This window comes from Spirosoma sp. KCTC 42546, assembly GCF_006965485.1.
Taxonomy (GTDB): Bacteria; Bacteroidota; Bacteroidia; order Cytophagales; family Spirosomataceae; genus Spirosoma.
The window spans coordinates 2,672,914-2,689,796 of sequence record NZ_CP041360.1; the positions used below are offsets into that span (position 1 = coordinate 2,672,914).

The 16,883-nt window shown below is 46.6% G+C and carries 9 protein-coding genes; 2 read left to right on the forward strand and 7 right to left on the reverse strand.

Annotated elements, in window-relative coordinates:
* Positions 1-102: 102 nt before the first annotated feature.
* A complete protein-coding gene (locus EXU85_RS10720; RefSeq protein WP_142772081.1) occupies positions 103-441 on the reverse strand; it encodes a PadR family transcriptional regulator in 339 nt (112 codons plus the stop codon).
* 272 nt (positions 442-713) lie between these two features.
* Between EXU85_RS10720 and EXU85_RS10725 the strand changes: the two genes are divergently transcribed.
* A complete protein-coding gene (locus EXU85_RS10725; RefSeq protein WP_142772082.1) occupies positions 714-1,238 on the forward strand; it encodes a dihydrofolate reductase family protein in 525 nt (174 codons plus the stop codon).
* Positions 1,239-1,800: 562 nt separating this feature from the next.
* Here the strand turns inward: EXU85_RS10725 and EXU85_RS10730 are convergent.
* Positions 1,801-2,796, reverse strand: coding sequence for an aldo/keto reductase (locus tag EXU85_RS10730; protein ID WP_142772083.1), 996 nt, complete (start codon positions 2,794-2,796; stop codon positions 1,801-1,803).
* A 164-nt stretch (positions 2,797-2,960) separates the two neighbouring features.
* Between EXU85_RS10730 and EXU85_RS10735 the strand changes: the two genes are divergently transcribed.
* A complete protein-coding gene (locus tag EXU85_RS10735; RefSeq protein WP_142772084.1) occupies positions 2,961-3,317 on the forward strand; it encodes a helix-turn-helix domain-containing protein in 357 nt (118 codons plus the stop codon).
* Positions 3,318-3,467: 150 nt separating this feature from the next.
* Here EXU85_RS10735 and EXU85_RS10740 read toward each other — a convergent pair whose 3' ends face one another.
* From EXU85_RS10740 to EXU85_RS10760, 5 genes are all read right to left on the reverse strand, one after another.
* Complete coding sequence (locus tag EXU85_RS10740) at positions 3,468-6,092, reverse strand: ABC transporter permease (protein ID WP_142772085.1); 2,625 nt, start codon at positions 6,090-6,092, stop codon at positions 3,468-3,470.
* Between the two features lie 24 nt (positions 6,093-6,116).
* Positions 6,117-8,714, reverse strand: coding sequence for an ABC transporter permease (locus EXU85_RS10745; protein ID WP_142772086.1), 2,598 nt, complete (start codon positions 8,712-8,714; stop codon positions 6,117-6,119).
* 99 nt (positions 8,715-8,813) lie between these two features.
* Positions 8,814-11,447 carry an ABC transporter permease gene (locus EXU85_RS10750; RefSeq protein ID WP_246859504.1) on the reverse strand — a complete coding sequence of 878 codons (2,634 nt, stop codon included), beginning with the start codon at positions 11,445-11,447 and terminating at the stop codon, positions 8,814-8,816.
* A gap of 72 nt (positions 11,448-11,519) precedes the next feature.
* Complete coding sequence (locus tag EXU85_RS10755) at positions 11,520-14,135, reverse strand: ABC transporter permease (protein ID WP_142772087.1); 2,616 nt, start codon at positions 14,133-14,135, stop codon at positions 11,520-11,522.
* 70 nt (positions 14,136-14,205) lie between these two features.
* Positions 14,206-16,821 (reverse strand): ABC transporter permease, encoded by a 2,616-nt coding sequence (locus EXU85_RS10760; RefSeq protein ID WP_142772088.1) that lies wholly within the window; start codon positions 16,819-16,821, stop codon positions 14,206-14,208.
* Positions 16,822-16,883: the final 62 nt, after the last annotated feature.

Below are 16,883 nucleotides of genomic sequence, written 5' to 3' on the forward strand. Positions count from 1 at the left end.
TTAATGGATAATTGATAATGTAAAATGGATACTGAAAGTAAACGGGAATTGCTGCTGATTTACAGAGTATTGTACATTACTCATTATTCATTGTACATTAGTTTAGCCTCCCATCAATTGCAGCGTTTGTGGGGGGAGTGCTCCCCATAGTTCCTCCCGCACCTGCTTCACTTCCTGCAAGGCTTTTCGTCCGGCGGCCGTAACGGTAAAAAATCGCTTTCGACGGCCTCCGCGCTCGGCTGTTGCACCGCCCATTTGCGAAGAAAGGAACCCTTTTTCTTCCAATCGTTGCAAGGTTGTGTGAACTGTGCTGAACCCTACGGATCGACCGGTTTTCTGCTCAATTTCTTGGGTGATATTAACCCCGTAGGCGCCTTCGTCAAGGACGGCAACGGTTAGTAAAACCACTTCTTCAAACTCTCCCAAAAAGGCCCGTTTCATAGCAGAGATTATTATATACGATAATGTCGATCAAATGCGGTGCCAACTCGCTGATAGTGCTCTGAATGTAGATTTAAGGCCATTTTTTAGAACACAGACCTGGTTGAACTGTCCGTTTCTGGACAACAGGTGTCCGCAAAACGGACAAGTGGGTCCAGCCTGCGCGTATAGGTAGTTCGGGGTTTTCTATACCTGACAATTTTATAGTCATCAACTTGATGTCTGATTTTTTTGCTATCAATTTTGTCATAAATCATTCAGAACCGACGACTATGCGCAACGTAATTTTAGGAGTGGCCGTTAGCCTGGACGGCTACATTGAAGGACCCAATGGGGAGTATGACTGGTGCTTTACCGACCAGGATTATGGCATGACGGCGTTTCTGGCGCGAATTGATGCGTTAGTTATGGGTCGTAAAACCTACGAGCTTCTAACCAACCCCGACGAAGTGGCTAGCAACTATTCGTTTGATGCCTACAAAAAGTATGTGTTTTCGAATACGCTTGCAGAGGTAGCTGCAGGCGCAGAGCTACTTCGCGGAGACGTTAGAACACAAATGGACGCACTTAAAAATCAGCCCGGCAGCGATATCTGGCTCTTTGGTGGCGCTGACCTAACCGCTTCGTTTCTGCGGGAAGGACTGGTCGATGAAGTACAACTGGCGATTCATCCGATTATTCTGGGTGCAGGAAAGCCACTCTTTACCAACATCCAGGATCGGATTAACCTAACCCTGGTCGATTCAAAAACGTATTCAACGGGGCTTGTTTCTTTGTTTTATAAATTGACAAACTGAGAACTTATATGTAGTAGTTTGTGTGGAAAACCAGTAGGTTATGAGTAAATGAGAGCGTTTTTCTGCTTTTATTCAACAGAAAAGCATAGCAGAATATCCGCTATGCTTTCCAAACCAACCTAATCTGAATAACGGCACCATTTCTCCCTCTCGACTGAGAGGGAGAACCGCCGGTTCATTTGCATTATGCTTCTCAGCTACTTCATGCTGAAAAACACCGCTGTTTATTGCGTAAGTTCTTAACTAGATATCTAGATAGGGTTTTGATCGGGAAGTTACTTATCGGCAAAATGAACTCCTAAGGCCGGTATATGTAGTACTCAAACGAATCATGGGAAGATTTGTATTATAAACAACATCATACAACTACTTGTTCGTTGGGTGTTAACCAACTGTGGTTGCAACTTAATGTACTAGGAGTATAAAACAAAAAAGCACCCATTTTTGAGTGCTTCAAGACAAGTTAGTACTGGTTTATTTATAATCGCTGATCGATGTTATTTTTCAGCCATACCTTCAGACTCTGATGCTGTAAGTAGTAAAGTACTGCGATAAGAAGCGCTTATTTTACCAGTTCCAGTTCATTTAACTGAGTAGTAATAAAGCTTACTTCGGTTGGGGTGAGGTCTATGTCGACAGCAGCCGCATTTTCCAGCGCCTGTTTTTCATTGCGGGCACCTGCCAGTGCAATGGTAATACCCGGTTGCTCTGTAGTCCATTTCAACACTAACTGCCCAACAGTAACTTGTTTGTCATTGGCAAGCGGACTGATTTTGTCGAGAAAGACATTAACGCGCTTGAGGTTCTCATCGGTAAAAAAGTACAGGGAAGCCCGGTGATCATCCGGCGCAAACTGATAGCCTGGCTTCATCTTGCCGGTAAGCAACCCCCGCTCCAGCGGGCTATAAGCGAGAATGGATAGGTTATTTTGGATGCAGTAGGGGAGAGTAGCCTGTTCAATATCACGCTTGACCATGCTATACGGAACCTGATCAGAGACCAGATTTATGTACTTGGATGCTTCAGCCAGTTGGTCCACATTGTAGTTGCAAACGCCCGCATACAGCACTTTCCCCTGTTCGATCAGTAAGGAAACTGCTTCCATCGTTTCCTCAATAGGCGTTGTTTTATCGGGCCAGTGGATTTGGTAGAGGTCAATATAGTCGGTACCCAGTCGTTTCAGACTGGCTTCGCATTCGTTAATAATACTTTCCTTGGCTGCGTATTTGTAAATGGTAAGCGGCCTACCATCATTGCCTTTGCTATTCATGGCAAAGTCGCCTTTGGCCTGGTCCCACCGCATGCCATATTTGGTGAGTAGCTGGATCGTATCGCGGGGAAATTCCTTGATGGCTTCGCCTACGATTTCCTCACTCAAGCCCTGGCCATAAACGGGGGCCGTATCGATAGAGGTTACGCCTGCATCGTATGAGGATCGGATGGCTTTTACCGCTTCATTTCGTTCGGTGCCGCCCCACATCCAGCCACCCGCTGCCCAGGCACCAAACGTGATTACTGAAATCTCGAGGTTAGAATTTCCTAATTTTCGGTACTGCATAGGTCACTATTAAAAACGCAATGTCTAACTTTAAGAACGTAAATCAGTAGCGTCAGCAATCTACTCCTTTTGTTGGAGCCCTGTTACAAAGGAATAGGTAAGTACCGCTACCGCCAAGAGTTGTAAAAGATTGTGAGTTACTCCTAAAAAAATTAGTACTAGTTATGAGAAAACTAAGCTCCACGAATTATTATAACCAAACTTTTCTGGAAGAGAAATGTAGGCTAAATGAGCTTATTCATTTATTGAGTAAACGATGGCTCACGGAAGTATTATTCAGCATAGAAGAAGGGAATAGCCGATTTTCGACCCTAAAGGAGGACTTAGAGCATATCAGTGATAATATCTTGGCTGACCGCTTAAAACTTCTTGAACTACATAAATTAATTATCAGAAATGATAATTTTCGGGAAGTGCCCGCTAGAGTCGAATATTCGTTAACACCAATCGGCGAAAAACTCAGCGAAATGCTGGATGTTATGTGCAAATTTTCGGAAAATGAAATGGAATTTCCTGCCTGATAACTCGTTAAGAAAAGTAAGGTTGAATTTAAACACAGAGCCACGGAGAACACAGAGAAATAATTTAATTTCCTCTGTGTTCTCCGTGGCTCTGTGTTTGAAAAATCTGTTAAACAATAAAGCGTTTTTGAAAAGGAATTTGCCTGTTCTTTATTCACTTCGTAAACTTTTCACCGGATTCATTAAAGCCGCCTTCACACTTTGAAAACTGACCGTCAGTAGGGTGATAATCAACGCGCCCGCGCCGGAGGCTGCAAAAATCCACCACGATAGCTCCGTTCGGTACGCATAATTCCGGAGCCAGTTGCTCAGGAAATAGTAGGCAATGGGGGTGGCAATGCCCAGAGAAATAATAACCAATAACACAAAGTCTTTGGAGAGTAAACCCCACAAGCTGAATACGGATGCGCCCAACACTTTACGAACCCCAATTTCTTTGGTACGTTGCTCGGCTACGAACGAGGCCAGGCCAAATAGACCCAAACAGGAAATGAAAATGGCGAGTACGGCAAAAAAGGAAGCCAGTTTGCCAATCCGCTCTTCGGTCGCAAATTTTTTGGAATACTCGTCATCCACAAATTTGTAATCAAATGGAGCGTTGGGAATTATTTTCTTGAAAGTCGTTTCCAGTGTTGCTAGAGCTTCATGCGTGCTTACAGTCGGCTTTATTTTGGCAAAAATGTATCCTTTATAGCCTTGTAGGAAGAAAATGGTTGGTTTTATGGGCTCAAAGGGCGATTGCATCACCATATCTTTGACGACGCCAATCACCTTAAAATTACTACCGGCATTAAATTCTGTATCCCAGTTGATGGTTTCCCCAATTGGATTTTTTAACCCCATTTCCTTTACGGCAGCTTCGTTCAGGATAAAGCCGGCCGAATCAGTCGCAAATTCTTTCGAGAAATCCCGACCCACTACAAACTGCCACCCAATGGTTTTTCCGTAGTCATGGCTGACGCCCAACGTACCAAAATTGGTTTCGAAACCTGGATCTCTTCCTTCCCAGTCAAAGCCGCCATTCATAGCACTAATGTCGGTTACCCGGCTTGACGATTCGGCCATTTCGGTTACTACCCCGGTTTTTAGGAACTCTGTTTTTAATAGGTCTGATTTGCCCTCAAAATCGGGCGTGCTTTTCCGGAATACGATCAAATTTTCGCGGGAATAGCCAACGGGACGGTCTCTGGCATATTGAATTTGCCGATACACAATGATTGCCCCAATAATGAGAGTGGTTGATACAGAAAATTGGACGACTACCAGCACTTTTCTCGGCATTGAAGCCAGACGACCGGGCAGGATAGTTCCTTTTAATATGCTGATTGGCTTAAAAGAGGATAGATAAAGCGCTGGATAACTGCCTGAAAATAGACCGGTTATAACAACAAAAACAAGTGAAATTTCCCAAAAAAACGGATTGCTCCATAGGATAGCTATCTGTTTATCGGCCACATGGTTGAACCAGGGTAGGGCTAGTTGAACCAGTAACAAGGCCGCAGCAAAGGCAAAGGCCACTGTGAGTAATGATTCCGCAAAAAACTGGTTGATTAATTGACTACGCATCGAGCCAACTGCTTTCCGAATCCCAACCTCTTTCGCCCGTTTTTCGCTACGGGCGGTGTTCAAATTCATAAAATTGATGCAGGCTAATACCAGCACGAATACGCCTATGATGCTATAAATCCAAACATACCGTAACTCCTCACTGGTGGCTATAACGCCATTTTTATAGGTTGAATACAAATGCCAATTGTGCATCGGTTGGAGAAACAGTGCCGGTTTACGTTCAGCATATTCTTTGTCAACATGAGCGAGTTTCAGGTCTTTTATTTTTGCAGAAACACCCTCAAATGTTGCATGCGGAGCTAGTTGCGTATAGATGTGCAGGAAATTATTGTTCCAATCGTCTTTGTGGTCTCTGAGATAATCATCCATCGAGAGCATCAAATCCCAGGGAGCTATAAAGGTCACGGCTTTGAACTCAGAGTTATTGGGAAAATCCTGGTAGACGCCTGTTACTTTCACCAGCAGTTTATTATCTAATTTCACCAGTTTACCCATAGGATCAGCTTTGCCAAAAAGCACATTAGCCAACGTTTGTGACAGCAGAATCGAGTTTAGCTCTTGCAATCCATTTTTACTTCCGTAGTTCATACGTAGCGAAAGCAATTCAGGTGCTTCTACCTGCATATAGCGCCCTTTTTGGGTAAAAACTTTACTTTCAGAAGCAACAATGTAGTTTTGTGTTTGCGTGGACATCACTACATAAGTGAAATCGTCTTTGAAATTGGTACGCAACATCGTTCCTAGTGGAATAGGGTTATTCTCTCGGGTACTCGTTTCACCGCGAATCGTTTGATGTTGCATCACCCGCGCAATTCGCCCGTAATTTTGGTGATATTGATTGAACGACAGTTCATCATAAACCCATAAGCCAATCAGTATGGCTACGGCCATCCCAATAGCAAGGCCACCAATGTTAATGAATGAATTGACCCGATTCTTGGCCAGATTCCGAAAAGCAATTTTTAGATAGTTGCGTAGCATGGTTGTTAACGCTGGATTTGGGTATTGAATCCTGGATTCTCGTTTCATTAAAGAAGGGCGCATCAGACTGATCACATTCTTCACATAGCGCCAGCGGGCTTTTCGCAGGCCAATCTGGTCGATGCGTTCCTGGAACAGTTCATCCAAATCCCCTTCCAGCTCATCCACCCGGTGGGGCGCACAGAACAGGTGCAGCAGGTATCTGGCGAAGTGGGGCGGGGTCATAAGCTGTAGTGTCGACGGTCGGTACTACTCACTCCGTAACGATTTGACCGGGTTCATTAACGCGGCTTTGATGCTTTGAAAGCTGATTGTGAGTAAGGTAACAACAACAGCACCTGCGCCCGATGCGGCAAAAATCCACCAGGACAGTTCGGTGCGGTATTGATAGTTCTGGAGCCAGTTGGATAGTACATAATAGGCAATGGGAGCGGCCAGACAGAACGCAATCAGGACCAGAATCACAAACTCTTTGGAGAGCAACCGCCAGACATTGAATACCGATGCGCCCAGCACTTTCCGAATTCCGATTTCTTTGGTCCGCTGTTCGGCCATGAACGAGGCTAATCCAAACAGCCCCAGGCAACTAATCAAAACGGCTAAGCCCGAAAATCCACCCGCCAGTCTACCGATTCGTTCTTCAGTTCCGAATTTTTTGGAGAACTGATCATCCACGAATTTGTAATTGAAGGGTGAATCAGGGCTGTAACTTTTGAATACCTGCTCTACTTTCGACAACGCTTCATGGGCCGATAATTGGGGCGCAAGTCGTAGGGTAATGGTATTGACATTCCGGTAGTTGACCGCAAAAAAAGACGGACTGACTGGCTTAAACGGATCTTCTTTTACCATGTCTTTAATAACACCAACGACCTTGTATTCGCGACCGCTTTGCCCAATAATTTCACCAATTGGACGCTTGAGGCCCATTAGTTTTACCGCTGCTTCATTTAAAATCATCGAAGAGCTGTCCGTCGTAAAATCCCTGGAGAAATCCCGGCCTTCCTTTACCTGCCAGCCAACCGTTTTGCCATAATCGTGCGTTATGTAATTCGACATGACCAGGGGTTTACTGTCGTCCTTTTTGCCCTTCCATGAAATATTGGTTGTACCACCACTCTGGCTTGTTATTGAACCTGACGATTCCGCCATACCGGCCACGGCTCCTGTATTGATCAGGTCATTCCGTAAGGCCGTGTAATGACCGGACAGCTCAGGCGCATTCATCCCAATTTCAATCAACCCAGTACGGCTATAACCCACTGGCCGGTCTTTGGCGTGTTCGATCTGCCGGAATACGATGACGGTGCCGATAATGAGCGTAACGGAAACGGTAAACTGAAAACCGACCAGCACCCGACGTGGAATTGTAGCTGAACGATTGGTTCGCATAATACCCTTGAGGACTTTGATGGGCTGGAACGAGGATAAATACAGCGCTGGATAACTTCCCGCAATCAACCCGGTCAGCAAACTGAAACCCAGTCCAGCGAACCAGAACAGCGGATTCGCCCACAGAATTACCATCTTTTTTTCGGCCACCTGATTGAAAAAAGGCAAGGCAAGCTGCACAAACAGAATCGACAGGACAAAAGCCAGCAATGCCAGCAGGAGCGATTCACTAAAAAACTGCGTAATCAACTGACTCCGAACGGAACCAATTGCTTTTCGAATGCCGACCTCTTTAGCTCGTTTTTCTGAACGTGCCGTACTCAAATTCATAAAATTGATGCAGGCCAATAGCAGCACAATCGTGCCGATGATGCCAAACAGCCAGACAAACGTAATCAGGCCACCCGTATTAACGCCGTCTTTAAAATCCGAATACAAATGCCATTTGCTCAGGGGATGGAGAAAAAACTCAGGTTTGTAGCCCGGCGGATTATCCCGCTTCATTCGGATATCCCTGATTTTAGCCGATACCTGATCGAAGTCGGCACCCGGTTTGAGTTGGGCGAAAATCTGGTACGAATTGGAATCCCATTGATCCTGGTCGCGTTTGGCGCTTTCGTCGTTAGCCGAAAAAAATTTCCAGGGTACCAGAAACGTTACGTCGTTGAACGTATTATTGGCCGGGAAATCTTTGTAAACGCCCGCTACGTTCACCGTCTGTTTATTGTCCAGTTTGATCAGCTTATTGAGCGGATTCTCGGTTCCGAACATCGCCTTGGCGAGTGATTCAGACAGGAGAATCGAATTGACATCATTGATCCCAAACCGCGTGCCTGACAGGATAGGCAGCGACAGCATATTGATAAAATCAGGCTCGACATAATTGCCTAATTTCATAAGTTTCTTGTCGCCAACAGCCAGAATCACATTCCGTGTGACAGATATGCCAACCGACTCGAAATCAGGATACTTGCTCCGCAATTCCTGCGCCAGCGGAATCGGTAGCACATCATAGGACGCTTTCTCTTCCTCAAACTTCACAAATTGCCAGAGTTTAGCCAGTCGGTCAGCGTTTTTAAACTGTCTGTCGAACGAGAGTTCGTCATAAATCCAAAGCCCGATCAGCATCGCTACGGCCATGCCCGATGCCAGACCAAAAATGTTGATGAAGGAATAGACCCGGTTCTTCACCAGATTCCGAAAAGCGACTGTCAGATAATTGCGTAGCATGGTTGTAATAGCTGGGTTGGGATATGCATTTGTACGTTCACGTTTCAGTAGCGAAGGGCGCATTAAACTCAACACGTCCTTCATATAGCGCCAGCGGGCTTTTCGCAAGCCAACCTGTTCAATCCGTTGCTGGAAAAGCTCATCTAAATCCCCTTCCAGCTCATCCACCCGGTGGGGAGCGCAGAACAGGTGCAGCAGGCGGGTGGCTAGGCGGGGTGGGTTCATAATGAATAATGTACAATGGATAATGAAAAATGAATTTGGGCAGTCTTGGTCACGTTAGGGGCATTATCCATTGTACATTATCCATTTTTCATTTGCCATTTACTCCGACCTTAGGGAGCGTACGGGGTTCATCAACGCGGCTTTGATACTCTGGAAGCTTATCGTAAGCAAAGCAATAACAATGGCTAATAAACCTGCCAGGGCAAACATCCACCATTCAATGTCGATCTTATACATATAGCCCTCCAGCCAATTAGTCATGGCCCACCAGGCAATAGGAGAGGCCAGGAGAATTGCCAGAAGTACTAGTTTCAGGAAGTCTGTCGAAAGCAACGCAACGACACTCGTGACCGAAGCTCCCAGTACTTTACGAACGCCAATTTCTTTCGTACGCTGTTCTGCAGTGAACGTAGCCAGCCCAAACAGGCCCAGGCAGGAAATGAAGATGGCCAGGAGTGCAAAGGAATTAGTAAGCTGGCTGACAACCAGCTCACTTCTGTATAAATTAGCGTATTCCTGGTCCGAAAACTGGTAGGTGAAAGGTGTTTTAGGGTTTAGTTCTTTACTGAGTTTCTCCAGATTGGAAATAACTTCTTTGACTTTACTGGATTCTGCGCGAACAAGAATGGTGCCCCATCGGGATTGCTTTTCAAGGCGAATAATGAGTGGCTCAATAGCTTGCCGCATGGAGTTGAAATGAAAATCCTTAAGAACTCCAATAATTTTGCCATGATATCCTCCCCAATCCAGCGGTTTACCAATTGGATGTTGGTAACCGATTTTGGCCAATGCCGTCTCGTTAATCAGGAAACTCAGTGAATCTGTGCCGAAGTTGCTCGAAAAGTCACGGCCCTCCTTCAGTTGCAGGTTTAACGTCTTAACAAAGTCATAGCCAACAACTGTATTCGCAAAGGCCGTTCTCAGATTAGGATCTTTACCCGACCAACTAATATCATCGACATGATGACCAATTCCCGTAGGCGATTCCCGCATACGAGACACCGCCAGAACACCTGTTGTCCTGTCAGCTTCCTCTTTAAAAAGGTCATATTTCTGAGCTAAATCCCCTTCAATGGGTATGTAAATCAGATTTTCACGATTGTAGCCCAGGTTTTTTGTCTGCATATAGTTCATCTGCCTATAGATCACAATTGTGCCAACGATGAGTAGTACGGATAAACCAAACTGAAACACAACCAGGCCCTGACGGAAAAACGTTGTTCCTGAACTGAATCGGATACTGCTTTTGAGTACTCGAATTGGGTTAAGTGAAGAAAGAAATAACGCAGGGTAACTACCTGCTACAAAGCTGGTGAGCACTAATAAACCCAGCAAGATTGCCCAGTAGATGGGTTCATTGTACGGAATAGTTAACAGCTTACCTGTGAGTGTATTAAAAGCTGGTAATAGTAGCGCTACCAGTAGTAATGCAATACTCATCGAGATCGTTGTAAGCAGCATAGCCTCACCTATAAATTGCCCCATCAGTGCCAACCGAGCCGCGCCAACTACTTTACGAACGCCCACTTCTTTCGCTCGTTTGGCCGAACGGGCAGTAGCCAGATTCATGAAATTGATACAGGCAATCAGCAGAATGAAAACGGCTACGATGCTAAACAGCCGAACATAGTCAATACGACCACCATCCAACTGACCATTTTTGAAGTTAGAATGAAGGTATTTCTCCGAGTAGGGCTGAAGACCCAACTCAACCAGGAATCCCTTATTTTTGGGTACGTATTTATAAATGAAATCCTTGATTTTCGCTTCAACCCGGAGGGCATCGGCTGGGCGACCAGCACCGTCGGGGCGTAGTTGTACATAGGTGACGGGGTCGGTACTGCCCCAGGTTTTAGCCCAGTCGTTTTCTTTTATGAAATCGGTCCAGGGTCTGAGGAAGTCAAATTGCACCGATGAATTGACCGGTAAGTTTTCGAAAACAGCCGTTATCTGTAGATCCTCTTTGTTTTCATATCGAATCGATTTACCAATGGCTTTGTCGGGACTGCCAAAAAACTGTTCGGCCATTTTGCGCGAGATGGCAATGCCAGCTGGCTGGCTGAGGGCTGTTTCCGGTGTTCCCCTCAAAAAAGGATAACTGAACATCCTGAAAAAATCCGCCCCGGCAAACGTTCCACTAAGTTTATTGATTTTACTCCCCGCTTCAAACGTGGTACTCACGGGCCACTCTAAACTGCTGGCGTACTGCACGTCAGGAATGCTCCGTTTGAGTTCGTCGGCCAGTACACCCTGTGTAAAATAGCTGGCGTATACTTTCCCGTCGAAATATTGACGCTCATATACCTGGTACAAATGCTGTCCATTGGCATGAAAACTATCTACATGCCGTTCATCCTGTACCCAGAGAAGTATAAGAAGGCTGCATGCCATTCCCAGGGCTAGTCCGGCTACGTTGATAATTGAAAAAGCTTTGTTGCGGGTGAGGTTCCGCCAGGCGATTTTTACATAATTGCGTATCATAACAGGGCTCAATGAATAAGTGGTCCGGTATTCCGGTTGATTGTAGTCACTAGTTTCTTGTTGTTTCATGAGCGACGGCCGCAGTAAACTCACTACATCCCGCCAATAGCGCCACCGGGCTTTTCGCAAGCCAATGATCTGGACTCGTTGCTGGAACAACTCATCCAAATCCCCTTCCAGCTCATCCACTCGATGGGGAGCACAGAACAGATGCAGCAGGCGGGTGGCTAGGCGGGGCGGGTGTTGTTTCATAGTTTTTTTGCGTGGAGCATGGGGCAAGGAGCAGGGCTGGGTGTTTCCTGGCTCCGCGCTCCCGGCTCCATGCTATTCTGACCGTAGGGAGGTAACTGGATTCATCAACGCGGCTTTGATGCTTTGGAAACTGACTGTCAATAAAGTGATCAGCAAGGCACCTGCTCCTGAGACGGCAAAAATCCACCACGAGATTTCGGTATGATAGGTGTATCGCTGAACCCAATCCTGCATGAAATACCAGGTTGCCGGAATCGCAATCAAAAGCGAAATAACGACCAGCAGTACGAAGTCTTTGGAAAGCAACTGCCACAAATTGGATACGGAAGCACCCATTACTTTTCGGATGCCAATTTCTTTGGTTCGTTGCTCCATCACGAATGACGCCAGCCCAAATAAGCCTAAGCAGGAAATGAAAATGGCGAGTACGGCGAAGACACTGGCCAGTTTGCCAACTCGTTCTTCTTCACCGAATTTCTTCGCGTACTCCTGATCGGCGAATTTGAAATCGAACGTATTATCCGGATCGTATTTTTTGTAGATCGCTTCCACTTTAGCCAGGGCTTCGGGTGCACTTTTTGTTGGATTTATTTTAAAGGTTATCAGCGAAAGTCGTTTGTAATTGATAAAGAAAATGGTTTGTTTAACCGGCTCATAAGGCGATTGAGTCACCAGGTTTTTAACCACGCCAATGACTTTAAAAGGCTCGCCACTCCATTGGATGATTTCACCGATTGGCTTTTTTAACCTCATATAGGCAACCGCTGCTTCATTCAGAATAAATCCGGTGGAATCGGTCGCAAATTCTTTGGAGAAATCCCGGCCTTCTTTGAGCTGCCAGCCAATCATTTTTCCGAATTCATGGGTGATTCGTAACGTCACAAATTCATCGGCCATGTTTGGGGCTTTCCCTTTCCAGCTTAAACCGCCGTTGGTCACGTAAGTGTCGGTTATAGGCGAATCCGTGGCAGCCACTTCCTCAACGACCCCCGTATTTAACAGCTCATCCCGGAAGGCCGCAAAATGAGTAATGAGGGTATTGGCTTTTATGGGCACCGATACTAAACTACTACGACTATACCCCACAGGTCGATTCTTGGCGAATTCAATCTGCTGAAAAACAATCAGCGTACCGATTATCAGTGTGATCGAAACAGTGAACTGAACGACCACCAGTACTTTGCGGGGAAGCACTGCCAATCGCCCAACCCGGAAGGTTCCTTTTAAAACTTTTATTGGCTGAAACGATGACAGATAAACGGCAGGATAGCTACCGGCTACTAAACTGGTGAATAGGTTGAAGCCAAGCACCGAAATCCAGAACAGCGGATTGTTCCAGGGAATGCCAATTTGCCGGTCGGCTATAGCGTTGAAGGCAGGCAGCGTAAGGACAACCAACAGGATGGCGAAGATAAATGCGATGCTTACAAGGAGAAGCGACTCACTGAAAAACTGCAGCATAATCTGCCTCCGAACCGACCCAATCGCTTTCCGAACCCCTACTTCTTTGGCTCGTTTCTCGCTTCGGGCGGTGCTCAGATTCATGAAATTGATACAGGCCAGGAGCAACACAAACAGGCCGATAATGCTGAATAACCTAACATACTGAATTTGCCCACCTGTATTTACCCCATTTTTAAACTCCGAATGCAAGTGCCAGTTGGCCATCGGAAGCAGAAACAGTTCAGGTTTAAATCGAGCGTCGCTTTCGTGTCGGACTTTATTCAGTTTGGCATCTTTAATAGCTACCGACACCGTTTCCATGGTGGCATTATCGGCGAGCTGCACAAACGTCTGGAACCAGCTATTTCCCCAACTGAGCCATTCGGGTAGATCTTTCTTTTTTAAGTCCCAGGGAGCAATAAATGTCAAATTCTGAAACGAGGAGTTGGGCGGTAAATCGGCATAAACGCCCGTTACTTTCACGTCCCATTTCTTGTCGATGTTTATGAGTTTGTTCAACGGGTCAGCCTCGCCAAACAGCGACTTCGCTACTGATTCGGAAAGCAGAATAGAGTAGGGGTCTCGAAGGCCAGCCCGTGTACCTTTCAGCATGGTGAGCGTCAGCATCTCGGTGATGTCGGGCTCTACGAAATTTCCGACTTTCGTAATTTTCAGATTGCCAACCGATAATAGGTGGTCGCCAGGAAAATCGGCTGTGACAACGTATTTAAAATGCGACCCGTAACTGGTTCGTAATTCCGGGGCTAACTGCATCGCCTGACTTGACCAGGTATCAATTTTATCATCGAAAGTCTGATTCTGCATCACTTTCGCGATACGATCATAATTGGCGTAATTCTGGTTGTAAGCAAACTCATTGGCAACCCACAGACCAATAAGTATAGCCACAGCCATGCCGGTTGCCAAACCGGCAATGTTGATTGCTGAATATCCCTTATGCTTGGTAAGGTTCCGGAAAGCGACTTTCAGATAGTTTCGTAGCATAGTTGTAGTTGTTGGTCTCGGGTAGTCAACAGGTACTCTTTTCATGAGCGAAGGCCGCAGTAAACTCACTACGTCCCGCCAATAGCGCCACCGGGCTTTTCGCAAGCCAATGATCTGGACTCGTTGCTGGAACAGCTCGTCCAAATCCCCTTCCAGCTCATCCACCCGGTGGGGAGCGCAGAACAGATGCAGCAGGCGGGTGGCTAGGCGGGGGCCGACGGGTCGGGGTGGGTGTTTCATAGTAGGGAGCAGGGTGCGTGGAGCAGGGGGCAGGGGGCCGGGAACCCAGCTCCGCGCCCCCTGCTCCATGCTATTCCGACCGTAGGGAGGTAACTGGATTCATCAACGCGGCTTTAATGCTTTGGAAACTCACCGTCAGTAAGGCGATGCCTATGGCCAAAGCCCCCGTTAGCGCGAAGACCCACCATTCGATGGCAATACGGTATTTGTAGGCTTGCAGGAACTTGTCCATGGTGTACCAGGCTACGGGCGACGCAACAAGGAAAGCAATGAACACCAGCAGTAAGAAATCCCTTGATAGCAACGAGACAATGTTTGGTACGGTGGCCCCCAGTACTTTACGCACGCCAATTTCTTTAATCCGCTGTTCGGCCATGAACGATGACAAGCCGAACAGTCCCAGACAGGAAATGAAGATGGCCAGGATGGCGAAAATGCTTGCCAACGTACCAATGCGTTCTTCGGCCGCGAATTTTTTCGTGTATTCCTGATCAGCAAACCGATACTCGAACGGGGCTGCGGGATTGATTTTTTTGAAAACGGCTTCCAGCTTTGGCAATGCTTCCCGGACGCTCACCGTAGGGTTCAGCTTGATATGGATAATATTGAAGCCCCGTTCTTTGGAATCGATCATAAAAACAGTTGGGGTTACCGGCTCGAAAGGAGAGGTCATAACCATGTCTTTTACGACCCCAAGCACTTTCCAGTTTTTACCGTGCCACTTGATGATTTCGCCAACCGGATTCTTTAATCCGGTTAGTTTAACGGCAGCTTCGTTCAGCAGGAAAGTCGAGGAATCGCTGGTGAACTGCCTGGAGAATTCGCGGCCTTCTTTGATTTTCCAACCTACTACTTTTCCGAAATCGGGCGTGACCAGGATGGTGCCGAACGAGGCAGCCCGGTTTGGGTCTTTGCCGCGCCAATCCAGATTGTTGGCCGATGACCAAATGCCCGTGATCGGACTCGACGATTCGCCCATGTCGGCCACAACGCCCGTTGCTAACAACTCATTCCGAACGGCATCGTAGTTGCCCTGGATTTCGGGCGTATTCATCGTGATGTTAATCAAGCCCTCCCGGCTGTAGCCAATCGGTCGGTTTTTAGCGAATTGAATCTGGCGAAAAACAATGATCGTCCCGATGATCAGCGTAACCGAAACCGTGAACTGCATAACGACCAGTACTTTGCGGGGAATGGACGCAAACCGGCCAATATTAAACCGTAGCGACGGACCGTGTCCCTTTAAGACTTTGATCGGTTGAAACGAAGAGAGATACAGTGCCGGGTAACTGCCCGCTACGATGCCGGTGAACAAACTAAACCCAATACTGAAGATCCAGAACCGCGCATCTGTCCAGTGCATCACCAGTTGCTTGTCGGCCACCTCGTTGAAATAGGGCAGAATGAACCACACAAAAGCTAACGACAATCCAAATGATAAGGCCACGACCAGGAACGATTCACTAAAAAACTGACCGATCAACTGGCCTCTCTGCGAGCCAATCGCCTTCCGAATACCGACTTCTTTGGCCCGTTTCTGAGAGCGGGCCGTACTTAGATTCATGAAATTGATGCAGGCCAGCAACAGAACAAACACACCGATAATACTAAACAGCCAGACAAATTGAATGCGCCCACCGGCATTCACCCCGTTTTCAAAGGTTGAATACAGATGCCATTGATTCATAGGATGTAGAAAGAGAGCCGACCTGGTCCTATTCTCGTCCTCAGCGTTCTTGCGAAACAGGTCTTTAATTTTTACCGAAACATCGTCGAAACGACTGTTCGGGTTGAGTTGCGTAAAAATATCGAATGAGCTACTCCGCCAATTGTTCCTGTCCTCTTTATTCTCAAAGAGCAGATCTATCGGCGCAACGAACGTAACATCGGTAAAGGCCGAGTTGTGGGGTAGATCTTCATAGACCCCCGTTACCTGCACCGTATATTTATTGCCAATTTTAACGGCTTTCTGAAGCGGATCAGCATCGCCAAAAAGTGCCTTGGCTACCGATTCTGAAAGCAGAACCGAGTTGGGGTCTTTTAAGCCCGAGCGCGTTCCTTTGATCATTTTTAGCGTCATTAAGTCCGGAAATTCCGCTTCGGCGTAGTTCCCCGTCTTCGTGAATTTCTTATCCTGGTAGGCAATGATCTGCTCGAAACCTGCCGTTGAGGCCACTACGTACTTAAAGTCGTTAGGGTATTTCGTTCGGAGTTCCTGGCTCAATGGCATGGGCAGGGAGCTGAAGGTTTGAACCCCGTTCTCCAGTGTCTCATTCTCCAATACCTGCGCAATTCGGTCATGGTTTTGATGGTAGGAATTGAACGAGAGTTCATCATAAACCCATAAGCCAATCAGCATGGCTACAGTCATTCCTACCGACAAACCAACAATATTGATAGCCGAATAACTTTTATTACGAACAAGATTTCGCCAGGCGATTTTGACATAGTTTCGTATCATGGTCGTATTTGTTGGTTGAGGGTAATTATTGTATTGGTAAACAACTGGTTTCCATTTTAGTAGAGAAGGTCGTACTAAACTCAACGCATCCTTCAGGTATCGCCAGCGGGCTTTTCGTAAGCCCATTAATTTGACTCGTTGCTGGAACAATTCATCCAGATCGCTTTCCAGCTCTTCCACCAGATCGGGGTGGAAGAGCCAGCGTAGTAAGGGAGTTATCTTCATAATGGATACTGCATGATGAATAATGTAAAATGGAATTGTGCGGTCATGATCATTTTAGTGCA